Genomic DNA, 18,055 nt, shown 5'->3' with positions numbered 1-18,055 from the left:
GAGGCTTGACATGATACCATTTAGTATCTCATTTATATGAAACCAAATGGTACTCCATCTGAGGTATCCGATGAACACGCAAACCCAAAACGCGTTCCGTGCGCTTGCGGACCCAACCCGCCGCGACATCGTTCAGATGCTGGCGGCGCAAGACATGACGATCGGGCAATTGACCGATCGCTTCGACATGACGCGCGCCGCCGTCAAAAAGCACCTGACAGTCTTGTCTGACGGAGGGTTGATCACTGTCGAGGCGCGCGGACGTGAACGCATCAATCGCCTTGAGCCAATGGGGATGGCTCCGGTCCTCGACTGGCTCAGCTACTTTGACCGTTTCTGGGACGACCGCCTTGCAATCCTGAAAGAAGCAATTGAAAGGAAAGAGAAATGACGAATGCCGTTTTGCAGAAAACTATCTTCCTGCGGGCCGAACCCGAGACCGTCTGGGCCTATCTCACACAGCCGGAACACCTGGCCGAGTGGTTTCACAAACCCAAACGTCCGCTTGCTCAGGGCGACAAGCTAGAGATGTTCGGCACCACCAGCGGCGACCTTTTGATCTGGGGCGAAGTGCGCGAGGCTCGCAAGCCGCAATACCTGGAATATACATTCACGGTGAAACCGATGGGTGATGCGGTCAGCGTGGTGAAATGGACGCTGGAACCTGTAGCAGGCGGCACCCGTCTGGGGCTGGTCCATGAAGGTCTGCCGCAGGGTGCTGACGCCTTTGGCCTGATCCTTGCGTTGGACAATGGCTGGGACGAGCATTTCGGCAAGATGCGCACCACATTGCACGAAACTGTTGACGCCTGACCCCTTGTACGCGCCCGCCATACGCCCTAGTTAGGCCTTTGGCGGGTTCTGCCCTTCTTGTGACAGGTAGCATTCTGGTGGCCTTAAGCAATTCCGAGGGGGCTGGCTCTGTTCAGGTCCTGGCCTGATTACCCGGCGCCCACCTGTACATACAGGTCCTCGGGAATCAAACCGCACGGTTGACTGGTGGTCCCGCCACATTTTCCACGGAAATTCAGCGCTCTGCGCGGGCTTCCTGTTTCGCCAGAGCAGGCTTGAACGTGTTAACGACCGGTGTTCCCCGCCGGGGGCCTTGCGGCTTTTCGGCCATGCTCATGATCTTATAGGCGAACTGAACACCTGCGAACACGATGCCGTTCATGAACCAGATCATCGCCAAGGCGATCAGGCCGATCTCGGAACTCAGGATCAGATGCCGCAGGTTGGCCACGTTCAACGCCAGCAAAACGCCGACAAACACAGCCGAAATGGCAAATCCCCAGGCAACTTGTGTGATATATAGGCGGATCAGTTTGGGCATGGCGAACCTCATAGCGCTATAATATTCAGGTTAGCGCATATCTGGTCCGGGTAAAGGTGTCAGAATGCCTCGGGCTGCGCCTCGCGCGCCATGTGATCCAACACGGCGTTGACGAATTTCGGCTCTTTGCCTTCGGGGAAAAAGGCCCGGGCCACGTCGACAAACTCGGTGATAACCACCTTGGGCGGCGTGTCGCTTTGGGTCAGTTCAGCCCCCGCCGCACGGAACACAGCGCGCAAGGTCGGGTCGATGCGCGCGATGGGCCATTTGGCCACCAATGCCCGGTCGGTCATCTGGTCGATCGGGGCCTGATAGTTCACTGCATCGTCAACCAGTCTACGGAAAACGCTGATGTCGCCATCCAGCATTTCCTCGCCCTCGTAGACGGCTCCGAACCGGTGATCCAGAAACTCGGTCACAACCTGCTCGGTCGTCTGGCCCGATTGCTCCATCTGGAACAACGCCTGCACGGCATAAAGCCGGGCGGCAGATTTCATCAGGCGTTTCTGGTTGGCCGGTTTCGGCGCGTCTGTCTTGGTCATGCTGTCGTGGGTCCGTTGCTGTCGCCCGCCACAAGGATGGACTCGGACGGCGGCTTGAAGCCCACGCCCTTTTTGGAAGCGCCCCACTTACGGCTGAGCGCGATCAGATGCAAGGCCGCAACGGCCGCTCCGCCACCTTTATTCATCTTTTCCGGATTCGCGCGCACTTCGGCCTGATCGTTGTTTTCCACGGTCAGGATGCCGTTGCCGATGCACAGCCCCTGAAGCCCCATCAACTGGATGGCCCGGCTGGAATCATTACAGACGGTTTCATAATGCGTGGTCTCGCCGCGAATGACGCAGCCCAGCGCGACATAACCGTCGAAATTGCACTGACGGTCGGCCATGGCGATGGCGGTGGGGATTTCCAGCGCGCCGGGCACTTCGACGACTTCGCAGGTGCCGCCCGCCGCTTCGATTTCGGCCTTGGCACCGGAAATCAGATTGTCGGCGATGGCGCGATAGAACGGCGCCGCCACGATCAGCAACTTCACCGGCTTCTCGAATTCGGGTGTCGGCAGAACGCCGTGTTCGTCTTGAGCAGCCATGATCAGTCTTCCTTCAGGATCGAGCGGGTGCCGACGATGGACAAGCCAAACGCGTCGAGCCCCAGATATACGGTTTCCGGCGAGTCGGTCAGCAACACCAGTTCCTGAACGCCCATCTTGGACAGGATTTGCGCGCCCAGTCCGGTTTGCTTGATGGTCCGCGGGCCTTCGTCATCCGCCGCATAGAGCGAATTGCGCGGCTGGCGGAACAGACAGACGACGCCGCGCCCCTCTTCCGCGATTTTCTCCATCGCGCGCGGCAGTTCCTGCGGCGATTTTGGCCCCAGCCCCAGAATGTCGGGCGCTTCGTGCAAGGCGTGAGTGCGGGTCAGTACCGGCTCGGGCGTGGTGATGTCGCCCTTGATCATCACAACATGCTCGATGCCGTGGGTCTGATCGGTGAAGATCCGCATCTCCCACTCGCCACCATATTCCGACGTGACAGTTTCGCGCGAGGTTTCGACCACCAGATTGTCATTGCGCGACCGGTACGCGATCAGGTCGCTGATCGTTCCGATCTTCATGTCATGCTGCTGCGCGAATTCCACCAGATCAGGCAGCCGCGCCATGGTGCCGTCCGCTTTCATGATCTCGCAGATCACGCCGGAAGGGTTCAACCCGGCCAAACGCGAGATATCTACGGCAGCCTCGGTATGGCCTGCGCGCACCAGCACCCCGCCCCGCTTAGCGCGCAGAGGGAAGATGTGACCGGGGGTGGCGATATGGGCCATCGTGTTCTGTTCGTTGATCGCCGTCGCCACGGTCAGCGCCCGGTCGGCGGCGGAAATCCCGGTGCTGACACCTTCGCGCGCCTCAATCGAAACGGTGAACGCAGTTTCGTGCCGGGACGAGTTGTTTACGGCCATCATCGGCAGGCCCAGATTGTCGACCCGTTCCGCCGTCATCGGCAGACAGATCAGACCGCGCCCGTGGGTGGCCATGAAATTGATCGCCTCGGCATCGGCGAACTCGGCGGCGATGACCAGATCGCCTTCGTTTTCGCGATCCTCGTGATCGACCAGAATATACATCCGGCCCGCGCGCGCCTCGTCGATGATCTCTTCGATCGGGCTGATCGCGTCGCGCAGCTGGGCCTCGACCGGACCGGGGGTTTCAAAGCTCATGGGGCAGCCTTTCACAAGAGCATTTCTGCAAGGCGGGATAGACCACCCCGCGTCCAAAGGCCAGAGCGCAAACGGCGCGGGCAGGTTCGGACGCGACGTATTTGCCGGTCAGGACATCTCGGCCAGGCGCGCAACATAGCGTGCCAGCGTGTCGATCTCGAGATTCACCTGATCTCCGACCGCCACATCGCCCCAGGTCGTGACCTCTTTGGTATGCGGGATGAAGTTGATGCCGAAATCGCAGTCATTCACATCGTTGACGGTTAGTGACGTGCCGTTCAGCGCAACCGAGCCTTTCGGCGCGATGAACCGCGCCAAATCCTTTGGCGCGCGCAGGGTCACCCGGGTGCTGTCGCCTTCGTCCTTTACCGCCACAACCTCGGCCACGCCGTCGACATGCCCCGAAACGATATGGCCGCCCAGTTCATCACCCACTTTCAGGGCGCGTTCCAGATTGATCCGTTTCCCAACCGCCCAGCTGGCCAGATTGGTTTTCGAAACCGTCTCGGCGCTGATCTGCACGTCATACCAGTCATCCCCCAGCGCGATCACGGTCAGACAAACCCCGTCGCTGGCAATCGAGGCGCCGATATCGATGCCCGCGGTGTCATAGGCGGTTTCGATCCGGGCCCGCAGGTCGCCCTGTTGGTCCAGTTCGGTGACAGTGCCTATATCGGTGACGATCCCTGTAAACATTTTGGCAACCCTCAAAGCCTAGCGTTAAGGGTGCAGGTAAAGACCGATGGGCGAACCGGCAAGCCCTCCTTGCCGCCAATGTGACAAAGAGGCATAATTTTAACAATACGCACCACAAGACCAAGACACGAGCAGACGGAATGACATCCATCCCCCCTCGCCCTGACCGGCGCGTGTTCATGTTCCTGCAAGGACCTCACGGCCCGTTCTTCAACGCGTTGGGTCGGATGCTGCGTGCGGCGGGGGCGCAGGTCTGGCGGGTTGGTTTCAATGCCGGGGATCAGGTGTTCTGGCGTGATCGCAGCAGCTATATCCCCTATTTGGGCGAACCCGAGCATTGGCCGCAGACATTCCGCAACCTGGTGCGCACGCATGATGTGACCGATATCGTGCTTTATGGTGACACCCGACCGGTACATGCCCAGGCTGTGTCCATCGCACAAGAGCTTGGCCTGACCGTTCATGTGTTCGAGGAAGGGTATCTGCGCCCCTGGTGGGTGACGTATGAGCGCGGCGGCTCGAACGGGAACTCTCGATTGATGGAGCTGGATGTGGCGGACATGCAGGCCGCCCTTGCGCGGTCCGAGGGGGCAACGCCTCCGCCGCCGACCCATTGGGGGGATATGCGCCATCACATCTTCTACGGGGCGTTGTATCACTGGTTCGTTCTGTTCATGAACCGCCGCTACCGCAACTTCCGCAGGCATAGGGATCTGCCGGTTTCAAAAGAGTTTCGGCTGTATTTCAAACGTCTGATCCTGATGCCTTTTCATCGCCTTCAGCGCGCGCTTGCCACGGCAAAGGTTCGGTGGAACGGGTTTCCCTATCATCTGGTCCTGCTGCAGCTGGGACATGACAGCTCTGTCCGGTCGCATTCGGATTTCAACTGCATGAGCGCCTTTCTTGAACAGGTGATCGCGGGTTTCGCCAAAGGGGCGCCCACCCATCATCACCTTGTCATCAAGGAACATCCGCTGGAAAACCATCGTGAGCCATTGCGGCACCTTGCCCGCGACTTTGCGCGTGCGCAGGGCCTTGAAGATCGGGTGCATTATGTCCCCGGCGGCAAATTGGCCGGGCTGCTTACGGATGCCAGATCGGCGGTCACCGTGAACTCGACCGCGGGACAACAGGTGCTGTGGCGCGGCATCCCCCTGCGGATTTTCGGGCGGTCCGTCTATGACAAGCCGGAATTCGTGTCGGGGCAGAGCCTTGAGGCGTTCTTTGCTGCTCCGGACCTCCCCGATAACAGCGCCTATCGGACCTATCGGCAGTTTTTGCTGGAAACCAGCCAGGTACCGGGCGGTTTCTATTCGCGTCGCGGGCGACGCCAGTTGCTGCGGCGGGCGGTCGATATGATGCTTCACCCCCAGGACCCCTATCAGGCAGTTCTGAACCGCAACGCGACCCCTGCGCCACAGTTGCAGCTTGTTCGCTAGCTCCACTCAACTGTCGCTGGTAGTTTGAAAACCAACCGGGTAACCTGCCCAAAATCAAGACGACTGAGGTAAATCGGCAGTGCAGCGCTTTCCTACCCGATGGATACGGGGGGCTTCCCTTGTGGCAGCCCTTGGCCTGCTGGCAGCATGCCAGCTTCCGAAATCCGGCCCGAACAAAACCGAAATCCTGTCCGGGTCTACCGTGAACGGTGGCAACGCCTTCGTCGTCGAAGTCGATGACCGCGTCACGCGCGCCACCGCAGCCGTTCCGCAATACGGATTTTCGCAGTCCTTCCGCAGCGCCCAAAGCGTTGCGTCGGACACGGTTCGTCCCGGCGACACGCTAAACCTGACCGTCTGGGAAAACGTTGAAGACGGCTTGCTGACCTCAGCAGCAGGCGGCGCCGCCAATCTGAGCGAATTGCAGGTCGACAGTGATGGTTACATCTTCGTGCCTTACGCGGGGCGTGTTCGTGCTGCGGGCAACACGCCCGAGCAGTTGCGCACCCTGATCGCCTCGAAGCTGGAAGAACAGACGCCGGACCCGCAGGTTCAGGTCAGCCGCACACCCGGCGATGGGTCGACTGTTTCGCTGACCGGCACCATCGGCGCGCCGGGGATTTATCCGATCGAGCGGCCCACCGGCACCCTGTCGACCATGCTGGCCAGCGCGGGCGGCGTGGCGGTGGCCTCGGATATCGCATTGGTGACCGTTATTCGCGGCAAGCAACGCGGAACGATCTGGTATGACGATCTGTTCCGCAACCCGGAAACCGATATCGCTCTGCGTGGCGGCGACCGCATATTGGTTGAACAAGACAGCCGGTCCTATATCGCGTTGGGGGCCACAGGCGGGCAATCGCGCGTGGCCTTTGAAAGCCAGGACCTTTCAGCGCTCGAAGCGTTGGCGCAGGTGGGGGGGCTGCAATCACTGTCCTCGGACCCGACCGGCATCTTCATTCTGCGCAACGAGCGTCAGGACATCGCCCGCAACGTCATGGGCCGCGCTGATCTTCAGGGCGAACAGCGCATGATCTATCTGCTGAACCTGACCGCGCCCAACGGTCTTTTCATCGCACGGGATTTTGTCATCCGCGATGACGACACGATCTACGTGACCGAGGCCCCATATGCGCAATGGACAAAATCCATCTCGCTGATCGCCGGAGGGCTGACGCCGGTTGCGAATGTGGCGACGCTGACGGGCGGCTGATACATGCGACCCGATCCGGAACAATCGGCCGGGGGCGAACGCTCTCGGCTTTTTGTTTACAATGGCGGCTTCCTGACCCAACGGCGGGTGCGCCGCATTCTGTCGCTGGCCGGTTACGACATCCGGCTTGGCCTGCCGCAGGACGCTGATCTGATTGGTGTCTGGGGCAACAGTCCGACGGCGCATCGCGGGCTGTCCGTCGCCGAAAAGCGGGGCGTGCCGGTGCTGCGGGTCGAGGATGCGTTTCTACGCTCGCTCCACCCCGGACGGGCGGGCGAGCCGCCCATGGGGTTGCTGCTGGATCGATCCGGGCTGCATTTCGACCCAGCCACACCCTCGGACCTTGAAACCTTGCTGGCCACGCACCCATTGGACGATACCGCACTTCTGGACCGAGCGCGGGGTGGCATGGCCCGCCTGCGCGAACTGCATCTGAGCAAGTATTCCGCCTTTGATCTGGACCAAACGCCGCCCGATCCCGGATACGTTCTGGTCATTGATCAGACACAGGGTGACGCCTCGGTGACAGCAAGCCGCGCGGACCGAGCGCGTTTTCTTGAGATGCTGTTCGTCGCGCAAGAGGAGAACCCCGGTGCGCGCATCCTGATCAAATCCCACCCGGAAACCACATCGGGTTTTCGGGCCGGGCATTTCACGGATGAAGACCAGAATGACCGGGTGGAATTCCTCTCAGCCCCGATCAGCCCATGGTCGCTGTTCGAAGGGGCAATCGGTGTCTACACCGTGTCGTCACAAATGGGGTTCGAGGCCATTCTGGCCGGGCACAAACCCCGCGTCTTTGGCCAACCCTTCTATGCGGGCTGGGGTCTGACGCAGGATGAGTTTCCCGTACAGCGCCGACAGCGCAATCTGACGCGGGCGCAGCTGTTTGCAGCAGCCATGATCCTGTACCCGCGCTGGTACGACCCGTTCCATGACCGGTCATGTGACTTTGAAACCGCGCTGAACACGTTTGAGGCCACAACCCGAGCCTGGCGCGAGGATCACAGGGGGTGGACCGCCTCTGGCATGCGGGTCTGGAAACGTCGTCACCTGCAACGCATGTTTGGCCGATACGGCAAACTGCGCTTCGTGGCCGAGCCGCCCGCGACACAAACACAGCCACACATGAGTTGGGCCAGCCGGGCCGCAGACGCGACGGATATTGTCCGGGTCGAAGACGGCTTTCTGCGCTCGCGCGGACTTGGTGCGGAACTTGTCCCTCCGCTGTCGCTGGTGACCGATGATCTGGGCATCTATTACGATCCCACGCGCCCCAGCCGCCTTGAGGAATGGATCGCCACGCGTGAGGCCTTGCGCCCGGATCAACAGCTCCGTGCAGAACGGCTGATCGCGCGGCTGCTGGCCGAGGCGTTGAGTAAATATAACATTGGCACCCCCATGCCTGACCTGCCTCAAGGCCATCGCGTTTTGGTGCCCGGTCAGGTCGAGGATGACGCCTCGATCCGTCTGGGCACCAGCACCGTTCGCACCAATCTCGACTTGCTGCAAGCGGCGCGCGCGGCATGGCCGGACGCCGTGCTGATCTACAAACCGCACCCGGATGTCGAAGCCAACCTGCGCGAGGGCAAGATACAGGCGGAAGGTCTGGCCGATGTGATCGCATCCGGCACCGATCCCGCAAATCTGCTGACGCAGGTGGACGAGGTCTGGACCATGACCTCTCTGATGGGGTTCGAGGCCCTGTTGCGCGGCGTGCAGGTCACCACTCTGGGCGCGCCGTTTTATGCCGGGTGGGGATTGACCACCGATCTGGGCGCGGTCCCGGCGCGGCGCGGCGCGCGGCCTTCGCTTTTGGGTTTGGTGCATGCCGCGCTGATCGACTATCCGCGCTATTTCGATCCGGTGACCGGGCAGCCCTGCCCGGTCGAGATCGCAATCGAACGATTGGCGCATGGCGAGCCAGCCTTCAGCGGGCCGGTCAATCGCATTCTATCGAAACTGCAAGGTGCACTGGCGACATACGCGCATTTGTGGCGCTGACCGTCAGCGGGTTGTCCGTGCCCAACGATGCAGGATATCTCCGCCCAAAGCCTGTGTTTCGATCAGATCGAAACGGGGGGCGGTCTCAAGCGTATCGAGCCCGAGCGCCCCGATCGCAGGCAGCCCCTCGGCTCCGATCATCAGGCCAGCGGTGAACCCGACAAGCTCATCCACCAGATCCGCCTTCAGCAGTGATCCGGCCAAAGCGGACCCGCCCTCGCAGAAGATGCGGGTCAGTCCAGCCTGTCCAAGCTGTTGCAGCAGGTCTGCCGGGTCAACATGATGGCCTTCCAGCGCACAGGGGATGAGCCGGGCGCCCAATCCTTCCCAGGCGCGGGCGCGTTCAGGGTCGGGATGCGGACCATGGCACAGCCAGACCGGAACCTCTTTCGCGGTGCGGGCCAGATGGCCCATAAGCGGCAGATCGAGGTAACGTGAGACGATCACACGCACGGGTTGCCGCGCGACACCAAGATCACGCACCGTCAGCGACGGATCATCCGCACGGGCCGTCCCTGCCCCGACCATCACCGCATCATTACGGGCCCGCATCGCGTGCACTGCACGCCGCGCCTCGGGGCCGGTAATCCATTGGCTGTGGCCGGTTTCAGTTGCGATCCGGCCATCAAAGCTGCTGGCCAGTTTAAGCGTTACGAACGGGCGGCCCTGCTCGGTTTTCAGGAAGAACCCGGCATGGGCCTGCTCGGCCTCATAGGCCATGATACCGGTCTGCACGTCGATCCCGGCAGCGCGCAACATGTCAAAGCCCTGCCCGGCCACACGCGGATCGCTGTCCTCGATGGCACAAACAACACGCGCCACCTTGGCGTCGATCAGCGCCTGCGCGCAGGGCGGTGTCTTTCCGTGATGCGCGCAAGGTTCAAGCGAGACATAAGCCGTTGCCCCCTGTGCCGCGGATCCGGCCTGCGCCAGCGCTTCGGTTTCAGCATGAGGGCGCCCGCCGGGCTGGGTCCAGCCGCGTCCGACGATCCGCCCATCGCGCACGACAACGCAGCCGACCGAGGGGTTGGGCCAGCACTGTCCCTGACCGCGCTGCCCCAAAGACAGGGCCAGCGCCATGAATCGCTTATCTGTTTCGGTCACTCATCGGTCGTGGGTTGCGGCGGGCGCAACTCGTGGACGAACTCCTCGAAATCATCAGCCGCCTGGAAATTCTTGTAGACACTTGCAAAGCGAACATACGCAACAGTGTCAATCCGGGCCAGCGCCTCCATGACGATTTCACCGATTTTGTTGGACGGGATGTCGGTCTCGCCCATGCTTTCCAGACGGCGCACGATACCCGAGATCATCTGATCAATCCGATCGGGTTCGATCGGGCGTTTCTGCATCGAGATGCGGATCGAGCGCTCAAGCTTGTCGCGGTCGAAATCCTCGCGTTTTCCGTTGGTTTTGATCACTACCAGATCGCGCAGCTGCACACGTTCATACGTGGTGAACCGGCCGCCGCAGGCCGGGCAAAACCGTCGCCTGCGGATCGCCACGTGATCCTCTGCCGGTCGTGAATCCTTGACCTGAGTATCGATATTTCCGCAAAACGGGCAGCGCATCCGCCGTCTCCTCGTCCCTAGTTCCGCCTCTTGTTGTAAGCACTTCGGCTCACTTATCCACAACTATAGGGCAGCCGCTAGGATTTGGGTAGTCGGAAATTTCCACCGCTAGATAAAGGGTCACGCGAAATGTGCCGCGACCTTGCGCAGATGCGGGGCGCGGCGATGCTCGAACAGGTAAATGCCTTGCCATGTGCCCAAGGCAGGCTGCCCCGCTGTAACCGGGATCGACAGTGAAACGGGCATTATCGCCGCCTTGATGTGGGCGGGCATATCATCCGGCCCTTCATAGGTGTGGCGCAGATAGGCCATCGACGGATGATCCGACGACGGCACCAACCGGTCAAAGAACGCTTGCAAATCGGTCTGAACCTCAGGGTCGGCATTTTCCTGGATCAGCAGCGAACAGGAGGTATGGCGTATGAAAAGGGTCAGCAATCCATCCGAGTCAGGCTTCAACCAAGATCGCACAGGGGCGGTGAACTCATAGAGCCCAACGCCCTGTGTCTGGATGGAAAACTCGGTCTGCAGCACCGATCAGTTCAATATCTGACGACGACTGCACCGCCCGTTCGCACCTTGCACCGACATGCTTTCACCCACTTTGAAGCCAGCAGAGAAACTGCTTTGTTGCGCCACATCCTTGGGCATCGTCAATGAGAACGCAACAGACGTCTTGCGCCCGGTCGTCACGCTTTGGCCATAGCCGCGCGTGACATAGATGCGATCCTGCCAACCGGCACCCAAGGTCCGGCGCGCAAAATCGGCGGCGGCGCACCAATATCCGTCGACATCGCGACGAGAGCGCGGGATGACTTCGAAATCAGTGTTGTTGATCGCTACGGTCTGAAAGCCTAGGCGCGCCGCACTTGCCGTGACGGGCGAGCTGAGCACCATCAGGGCGACAAAAGTGCCCGAGATAAACTGTTTCATCATTACTTTCTCTCTCTTACTTCCGAATTATAGTGTAGTTTGCCACAGTCTTCGAAACAGAGCATTTCACAATCATTTCAATCAGCGCCCCGATTTGCGTTATCAGGCATCAACCAGCCCCGATACCGGATCAACAGCCGACCCCCAGGCAAATGAGCCGAGATGTCGAAGCGAAAGCGTGCTTGCATGTCCTCGCTTTCGGTTGAGCTGGATCCGGGCAGCAGGAACCGGGGGCACGGCACCCCGAACAGGCAGAGGCGCTGTATCTCGATGGCCAGCCCCGTTTCGGTTCGCATTGGTCGCATCCAAATCGTCAACGCTCCGATCTGTTCTCTGACACAGCCGCGCCGCACATCGAATATCAACCGCGACCGGGTTATGTGACCATCAAAGTCACGTTCCCAGTGCCAGCCGTCACTGTCGCGTTGAATGGTGAGGGTGACGGACAAGTCACTGCCCTCAGGCGGGAAGCGACCGGCACGCAGCGCCAGCGCCACCAATGCACCCCCACCCCGCGTGATGCTGCAGCGACCTTGGTGACGACCTTCACCGCCATGCAAAGCCCGGACCGCGACGGGCAGATCAGGATCGCCCCCCAAAGCCTGCAGGAACGGGTCGCTCTCAGAAACCATCTGTTGCAAACCGTGACCGCAACGATGGATCGGGGACCAGACAGGTCTCTTGCCGGCCAAACAGAGCGTATCGGTTCCGGGCAATCGCGTGATATAGCGGGTCTTTTATAAACCGCGGCAGATATCGGCACAGCGCCAGAACCCGCCAGAACCCCGGCAAAGCCCGCATCGCGGCGGCAAAGGCATCCAGCCTTTGATGAACCCGCCCGTCGACGATCACCAGATTGGTCTCAAAATCCGAGGTGGGCAAATTGAGCCGCGCATAAAGCCGCTGCCCAAGCGGAGATTGCGCCGTGGCAAAGCGGAACCGCCGATCCTTGTCATGGCGCAGCATGAACCGAAAGAACCCCGAACACAGCACGCACTCACCGTCAAAGACGATCAGATCAGTTTCGGGGGCGTTCAGATCTTGCACGGGAAATCATATGGTTGCCACTGGCCTGACGGATGCTCTCATGGACGCGAAATGTCGGCAATGCGACATGGGCGACCATTGGTCGAGATGTCGGGGAACCCGGTAACACGGTTTGGTGGACCGTCCACTCAGGCTCAGCCCTCAATCCCCATTGGACGCTGACCCGACAACGATCCGACATTACCGCCGAGCAGGGTTGTAGGTCTTGACAAGTTCGGTCAATTTCTTGCGAATTTCTGTCATCCAACCAAAAGCTGGCGCCACGCGCGGATTTACCGCTAGGCTGCATTGCAGGTTCGAACTGATTTCAGACACGATAATGGACGTTGATATTTCCAGAATACGGCTGCTCTCGGGCAGGCTCGAAGATCACGCGGGCGCATCCGTCGTTGACCGCGTCTTGGACAGCAGCGCCTTGACGCGGACCGAGATTGCCCCTCCGGCCACGTCATACAGCGCCCATAAAGAGGCGCTGTTTGTCCGCCACGCCTGCGACGCAGTCGGAGATATCACCTTTGGCGCGCGCACCGGGCTGGGCTTCAACTCATCCTCCAGCGTTACCGCCTATATCAGTAAATATTCGCGCGATCTGAAACAGGTCTTGGAAAACTCGGCTCGGTTTCATGCCATCATCGACCCCGCGCTTGCCCTCAGTTTGCGGATCTCGGGGAATTCGGCATCGTTTGAGGCGGATTGGAAAGATCCCGGATTCTCGCGCTATCACCGCCGTACCGAATTCCTGTTATTCGCCGCCATCGGTCGGATGCGCGCTTTGACACAGACCTGCCTGCATCCGATCGAGATGCGCTTTCAACACGAAGTCGGACAGCACGCCGAGGCTTTTGCAAAGATCGGCGGGTTCCCGGTCACGTTCGGGGCTGAGCGGCTTGAGATCATCCTTTCGCTGCCCTCGCTTGAAATCCCGATCCCGACCTATGATCCCAGCCTGCGCGCGCATCTTCTGGAATACGGCGAACGTCTGCTGGCCGAGCGACGGTCTCCCAAACAAAAAACACGAGCGCTGGTTGAAGGCCTGATCACCCGGTCGATGCCCGGCAGGATCATCCCGGCCAACGACGCCGCCGCTCAACTGGGCCTCAGCCCGCGTACACTGGCGCGCCGCCTGACTGACGAGGGGGTCAGCTATCGCGAGATTGTCGAGGACCTGCGCTGTGATCTGGCGCAGACATTCATCAAGAACGGCATGACACTGGCCGAGATTGCCTATTCGCTGGGCTATTCCGATCAGGCCGCCTTTTCCACCGCCTTCAAACGCTGGACCGGACAGGCACCTTCCGCATTCCGAAAAAGAGTGGACCGCCCGCTGCGGTGACAGTGGCCGGGGGTCATCAGCGTTTCCACCTCGCCCCGGCCTGTCCCATGAGTGGACACCCGCGATGTAGAATTGACAGCCACGCTTGCCTTGTGCGTTCTCGCCAATTTGAAGTGAAGTTTGGACAATGTGAGCAGCGCAAAGAAAAAGGCGCCCCAAGGCGCCTTTGACTTACTGATCCAGGAAGGACCGGAGTTTTCGTGATCGGCTGGGATGCTTCAGCTTCCGCAGCGCTTTCGCCTCGATCTGACGGATACGTTCGCGGGTCACACTGAACTGCTGACCGACCTCTTCCAGCGTGTGGTCGGTGTTCATGCCGATGCCAAAACGCATCCGCAGCACCCGTTCCTCGCGCGGGGTGAGCGAGGCCAGAACCCGCGTTGTGGTTTCCTTGAGGTTTTCCTGAATGGCGCTGTCCAGCGGCAGCACGGCATTCTTGTCCTCAATGAAATCGCCTAGCTGGCTGTCCTCCTCGTCGCCGATGGGCGTCTCAAGGCTGATCGGCTCTTTGGCGATCTTCATCACCTTGCGCACCTTCTCAAGCGGCATCTGCAGCTTTTCGGCCAGTTCCTCCGGCGTCGGCTCGCGGCCGATTTCGTGCAGCATCTGACGACCGGTGCGGACCAGCTTGTTGATGGTTTCGATCATATGGACCGGAATACGGATCGTGCGGGCCTGATCCGCGATGGAACGCGTGATCGCCTGACGAATCCACCAGGTTGCATAGGTCGAGAACTTATAGCCGCGGCGGTATTCGAACTTGTCCACCGCCTTCATCAGGCCGATATTACCTTCCTGAATAAGATCAAGGAATTGCAGGCCACGGTTCGTGTACTTTTTGGCAATCGAGATCACCAGACGCAGGTTGGCCTCGACCATTTCCTTCTTGGCCTGACGCGCCTCTTTTTCACCCTTCTGAACCTGCTGCACGATGCGGCGGAATTCGGGGATGTCCAGACCAACATATTGCCCGACTTGGGCCATGTCGTTGCGCAGTTCCTCAACCTTCTCGGTCGAGCGTTCGATGAACATCTGCCAGCCCCGGCCCGGCTTTTCGGCCATCTCGGACAGCCAGTTCGGGTCAAGCTCACGCCCGCGATAGGCGTCAATGAATTCACGGCGGTTGATGCGGGCCTGGTCGGCCAGCTTCACCATCGAGCTGTCCAGCGACATGACGCGGCGGTTGATGCCATAGAGCTGGTCAATCAGCGCTTCGATCCGGTTGTTGTGCAGGTGAAGACCGTTCACCAGTTCGACGATCTCGGCCCGCAGCTTCTGATAGGTCTCTTCATCCTTCTCGCTGAAGGTCCCGTCCTCGTTCAGGGTGGCCGAAATCCGGCTGTCCTGCATCTCGCTCAGCATCGCGAAGTCGGTCGAGATGCGTTCCAGCGTGGTCAGAACCTGATCCTTCAGCGCCGCTTCCATCGCGGCCAGGGACATATTGGCCTGATCGTCCTCGTCATCGTCATCATCGCTGCTTAGCGGGTTGCCATCGGCGTCAAGCTCCGGGCCCTCGTCTTTGGCAGGTTTAGCGGACTGAACCGCCGAAGTGTCAACGACTGGCTCCTGTACGTCGCCGTCTTCGTCCATCTGGTTGCCGAAGGTGGTTTCCAGATCGATGACGTCCCGTAGCAGAATGTCTTCGGACAGAAGTTCGTCATGCCAGATGGTGATCGCCTGGAAGGTCAGCGGGCTTTCGCACAGCCCAGCGATCATGGTGTTCCGGCCCGCCTCGATCCGTTTGGCGATGGCAATCTCGCCCTCGCGGCTCAGCAGTTCGACCGAACCCATCTCGCGCAGGTACATGCGCACGGGGTCGTCGGTACGGTCCAGCTTTTCGGTTGCGGCACCGGCCAGCGCAACCTCACGCGGGCCTTCGGTGGTGACCAGTTCGGTCGAGCCTTTGTTCTCTTCTTCCTCGGCCTCTTCATCTTCGATGATGTTGATGCCCATTTCGGACAGCATCGACATAACATCTTCGATCTGTTCCGAGCTGACCTGATCAGGCGGCAGAACCTGATTGAGCTGGTCGTAGGTGATGTAACCTTTCTCGCGGGCCTCGGCGATCATCTTCTTGACCTGGGCCTGGCTCATGTCCAGCGAGATTTCCTGTTCCTGCTCGTCGGATTTGCGGTCTTCGTTCGTATCCTTGGCGGCCATTCAATGCTCCTGCAGGGATGGGTGATTCGTCTGTGCCGAATCATTAGCGCGTGAAACTGATTCGGCCACCCGTTTACCTGTTTTTCTTTTCCAGTGCCTTACGAAAACACCAGTTTACCGGCGTTTCCGCTCGAAATTGATACCAGACATGATGGCCTCAAACGCGTCTTTCTCGTCGCGGTTGATTCGCGCACCATTGTCGGCGATGTCAAAAACGGCCTTGTCCTCATTCTGGCTGCGGCTTGTGCGGTTGCGCTCTTCGGCGGCTTGCGCCAGCCGATATGTCAGCGCCTCATCGGCCAGATCGGACAATTCCTCCGCCGCTTCGGCAATCTCAGCATCCAACCCCCGGAGCGCTTTGATCTTTGCGAGTTCCTCGGCCAGTGTCATCTGGGCCTTTTCAACGTCGCCCGGTTTGTGCACACAGGGGATCACTGCGACATGGCGAAGGGCCAGCAGGTTTTCAAGGGGTTCCGGACCCAAAGTTTGAATGATGTGGTCTTGCAGATTGTCCGGATCGTCAATCGCATGGCGCAGGATCGCCCCCCGCAGCGCCGCGTGGTCGGGATCGCGGCAATCCATTTCCTCCAGTTGATGTTCAAATTGCACGACAACCTGCGGATTCAGAATGGCAATTGCCAGAATGGCGGATTCACGCAATTGGATATCCGCGGTCTCGGATGACGCCAAAAACGACGCGCGGGCACCGGGCGAGGCAGGCTGCGCTTGTGGTTGCCACTTGCCACGAGGTTGCCATGGGCGATTTGGCGATTGTCGCTGCAGGCGAAACAATTGCCAGCGCAGATCCTTAATTTCCTGCCCGTAATGAGACCGGATCGAGGGATCGCGGATCAGTTTGATCTTTTCACGCAGGGATTTATCCAAGGCCGCCTTACGCTCGGGGCTGTCGAATACCTTGCCTTCGGTCTCGCGCTGCCACAGCAGTTTGACCATGGGAATGGCACTGTCCAGTACCGTCTGAACGGCCCCTGCCCCTTCGGCGCGCAAAAGGTCATCTGGGTCCTTGCCCTCGGGCATCAAAGCGAACCGCAGGGATTTTCCGGCCTCCAGCAGCGGCAGAGCAAGATCAACCGCCCGCATCGCCGCGCGTAAACCGGCCGTATCGCCATCCAGCGCGATGATCGGTTCATCGGAAATACGCCACAGCAGTTGCAGTTGATGTTCCGTAATGGCCGTTCCCAAAGGCGCAACCGAAGCGCCAAAGCCCGCCTCAGCCAGCGCGATAACGTCCATGTACCCTTCGGCCACGATCAGCGGCTGACCCTTCCCCGCCGCCTGCCGCGCAGGGCCATGGTTATAGAGGCTGCGCCCCTTGTCGAACAATTCGGTCTCGGGCGAGTTCAGATATTTGGCGTTGTCATTGGGATCCATCGCCCGTCCGCCAAAGGCAATGCAGCGCCCGCGCGGGTCGCGGATCGGGTACATGATCCGGTTGCGAAAGGTGTCATAGGGCTTTTTGCCCTTGTTCGACGGCTTGGCCAGCCCGGCGCCAAGGATCAGATCCTCGGCCACGTTCTTGCCGGTCAGATGATCCCACAGCGCCTGCCAGCCATCAGGTGCAAAGCCGATCTCCCACCGGTCCAGCGCCTGCGCGTCCAGCCCTCGACGGGTCAGGTAATCGCGCGCATCCGTCCCTGCCCCGGTCTTGAGTTGCAGGCGGAAGAACTGCACCGCCTGCTCCATCACCTCGGCCAATTGCGAGCGCCGATCCTGTTTCTGTTGCGCCTTTGGATCACGCGCCGGCATCGGCATCCCGGCCTCGCGCGCCAGAATCTCGACCGCTTCGATGAACGAGACATTCTCGGTCTCTTTCACAAAGCTGATCGCGTCGCCTTTGGCGTGGCAACCGAAGCAGTAATAGAATCCCTTCTGGTCATCGACATGGAAGGATGCCGTCTTCTCATGGTGAAACGGGCACGGCGCCCACATGTCGCCCTTGCCCTGATTGGACTTGCGCTGATCCCACATGACCTTGCGCCCAACGACCTGAGACAGGCTGAGGCGGGTGCGCAGTTCATCCAGAAATCCGGGGGGCAAAGACATCGTTCAAACCTGCCAGAAATGAAATCGCGCGCCAAGGGGATGGCGCGC

Annotated in this window: 19 protein-coding genes; 6 read left to right on the top strand and 13 right to left on the bottom strand. The window is 60.2% G+C overall.

Annotation, left to right across the window (positions count from 1 at the left end):
- Positions 1–70 precede the first annotated feature (70 nt).
- Together ACR0K9_RS02010 and ACR0K9_RS02005 are read left to right on the top strand one after the other, a co-directional pair.
- Positions 71–391, top strand: coding sequence for an ArsR/SmtB family transcription factor (locus tag ACR0K9_RS02010; RefSeq protein WP_480820345.1), 321 nt, complete (start codon positions 71–73; stop codon positions 389–391).
- Positions 388–813, top strand: a complete 426-nt coding sequence (locus tag ACR0K9_RS02005) for an SRPBCC family protein (RefSeq protein WP_480820343.1) — start codon at positions 388–390, stop codon at positions 811–813. Before ACR0K9_RS02010 ends, ACR0K9_RS02005 begins: the two co-directional genes overlap by 4 nt.
- Positions 814–1,027: 214 nt before the next feature.
- Here the strand turns inward: ACR0K9_RS02005 and ACR0K9_RS02000 are convergent, their stop codons facing one another.
- The 5 genes from ACR0K9_RS02000 to ACR0K9_RS01980 form a co-directional block, all read right to left on the bottom strand.
- Positions 1,028–1,333 carry a hypothetical protein gene (locus ACR0K9_RS02000; RefSeq protein WP_480820341.1) on the bottom strand — a complete coding sequence of 102 codons (306 nt, stop codon included), beginning with the start codon at positions 1,331–1,333 and terminating at the stop codon, positions 1,028–1,030.
- Between the two features lie 59 nt (positions 1,334–1,392).
- A complete protein-coding gene (gene nusB / locus ACR0K9_RS01995; RefSeq protein ID WP_480820339.1) occupies positions 1,393–1,875 on the bottom strand; it encodes a transcription antitermination factor NusB in 483 nt (160 codons plus the stop codon).
- The gene (locus ACR0K9_RS01990; RefSeq protein ID WP_480820337.1) at positions 1,872–2,423 is read right to left on the bottom strand and encodes a 6,7-dimethyl-8-ribityllumazine synthase; all 552 of its coding nucleotides are present in this window, start codon (positions 2,421–2,423) and stop codon (positions 1,872–1,874) included. Before ACR0K9_RS01990 ends, nusB begins: the two co-directional genes overlap by 4 nt.
- A 2-nt stretch (positions 2,424–2,425) precedes the next feature.
- On the bottom strand, positions 2,426–3,547 hold the full coding sequence (gene ribB, locus ACR0K9_RS01985; protein ID WP_480820335.1) for a 3,4-dihydroxy-2-butanone-4-phosphate synthase: 1,122 nt from the start codon (positions 3,545–3,547) through the stop codon (positions 2,426–2,428).
- A gap of 108 nt (positions 3,548–3,655) precedes the next feature.
- Complete coding sequence (locus ACR0K9_RS01980) at positions 3,656–4,243, bottom strand: riboflavin synthase (RefSeq protein WP_480820333.1); 588 nt, start codon at positions 4,241–4,243, stop codon at positions 3,656–3,658.
- Positions 4,244–4,383: 140 nt separating this feature from the next.
- On the opposite strand from ACR0K9_RS01980, the gene ACR0K9_RS01975 reads away from it, so the two are divergent.
- From ACR0K9_RS01975 to ACR0K9_RS01965, 3 genes are all read left to right on the top strand, one after another.
- On the top strand, positions 4,384–5,682 hold the full coding sequence (locus ACR0K9_RS01975; protein ID WP_480820331.1) for a capsule biosynthesis protein: 1,299 nt from the start codon (positions 4,384–4,386) through the stop codon (positions 5,680–5,682).
- A 79-nt stretch (positions 5,683–5,761) separates the two neighbouring features.
- On the top strand, positions 5,762–6,895 hold the full coding sequence (locus ACR0K9_RS01970) for a polysaccharide biosynthesis/export family protein (RefSeq protein ID WP_480531577.1): 1,134 nt from the start codon (positions 5,762–5,764) through the stop codon (positions 6,893–6,895).
- A gap of 3 nt (positions 6,896–6,898) precedes the next feature.
- Positions 6,899–8,899 (top strand): capsular polysaccharide biosynthesis protein, encoded by a 2,001-nt coding sequence (locus ACR0K9_RS01965; RefSeq protein ID WP_480820329.1) that lies wholly within the window; start codon positions 6,899–6,901, stop codon positions 8,897–8,899.
- A gap of 3 nt (positions 8,900–8,902) precedes the next feature.
- On the opposite strand, the gene ribD is transcribed toward ACR0K9_RS01965, so the two are convergent.
- From ribD to ACR0K9_RS01935, 6 genes are all read right to left on the bottom strand, one after another.
- The gene (ribD, locus tag ACR0K9_RS01960) at positions 8,903–10,003 is read right to left on the bottom strand and encodes a bifunctional diaminohydroxyphosphoribosylaminopyrimidine deaminase/5-amino-6-(5-phosphoribosylamino)uracil reductase RibD (protein ID WP_480820327.1); all 1,101 of its coding nucleotides are present in this window, start codon (positions 10,001–10,003) and stop codon (positions 8,903–8,905) included.
- On the bottom strand, positions 10,000–10,470 hold the full coding sequence (gene nrdR / locus ACR0K9_RS01955; RefSeq protein WP_480469369.1) for a transcriptional regulator NrdR: 471 nt from the start codon (positions 10,468–10,470) through the stop codon (positions 10,000–10,002). Before nrdR ends, ribD begins: the two co-directional genes overlap by 4 nt.
- Positions 10,471–10,590: 120 nt before the next feature.
- Positions 10,591–11,001: a secondary thiamine-phosphate synthase enzyme YjbQ gene (locus ACR0K9_RS01950; protein WP_480820625.1), complete on the bottom strand. Its 411-nt coding sequence runs from the start codon at positions 10,999–11,001 to the stop codon at positions 10,591–10,593.
- Positions 11,002–11,007: 6 nt separating this feature from the next.
- Positions 11,008–11,406, bottom strand: a complete 399-nt coding sequence (locus tag ACR0K9_RS01945) for a hypothetical protein (RefSeq protein ID WP_480820325.1) — start codon at positions 11,404–11,406, stop codon at positions 11,008–11,010.
- Positions 11,407–11,480: 74 nt separating this feature from the next.
- Positions 11,481–12,035, bottom strand: coding sequence for a DUF4166 domain-containing protein (locus ACR0K9_RS01940; protein WP_480820323.1), 555 nt, complete (start codon positions 12,033–12,035; stop codon positions 11,481–11,483).
- Positions 12,025–12,450 carry a thiol-disulfide oxidoreductase DCC family protein gene (locus ACR0K9_RS01935; RefSeq protein WP_480531567.1) on the bottom strand — a complete coding sequence of 142 codons (426 nt, stop codon included), beginning with the start codon at positions 12,448–12,450 and terminating at the stop codon, positions 12,025–12,027. Before ACR0K9_RS01935 ends, ACR0K9_RS01940 begins: the two co-directional genes overlap by 11 nt.
- Before the next feature lie 319 nt (positions 12,451–12,769).
- On the opposite strand from ACR0K9_RS01935, the gene ACR0K9_RS01930 reads away from it, so the two are divergent.
- Complete coding sequence (locus tag ACR0K9_RS01930; protein WP_480820321.1) at positions 12,770–13,783, top strand: helix-turn-helix domain-containing protein; 1,014 nt, start codon at positions 12,770–12,772, stop codon at positions 13,781–13,783.
- A 171-nt stretch (positions 13,784–13,954) separates the two neighbouring features.
- On the opposite strand, the gene rpoD is transcribed toward ACR0K9_RS01930, so the two are convergent.
- Positions 13,955–15,943 (bottom strand): RNA polymerase sigma factor RpoD, encoded by a 1,989-nt coding sequence (rpoD, locus tag ACR0K9_RS01925; RefSeq protein ID WP_480820319.1) that lies wholly within the window; start codon positions 15,941–15,943, stop codon positions 13,955–13,957.
- Positions 15,944–16,057: 114 nt separating this feature from the next.
- A complete protein-coding gene (gene dnaG, locus ACR0K9_RS01920) occupies positions 16,058–18,007 on the bottom strand; it encodes a DNA primase (RefSeq protein WP_480820317.1) in 1,950 nt (649 codons plus the stop codon).
- Between the last annotated feature and the right edge of the window lie 48 nt (positions 18,008–18,055).

The organism is Ruegeria sp. L12 (assembly GCF_056531745.1).
Note: the sequence above shows the minus strand (reverse complement) of the source record. Positions and strands in the feature narration are given on the sequence as shown.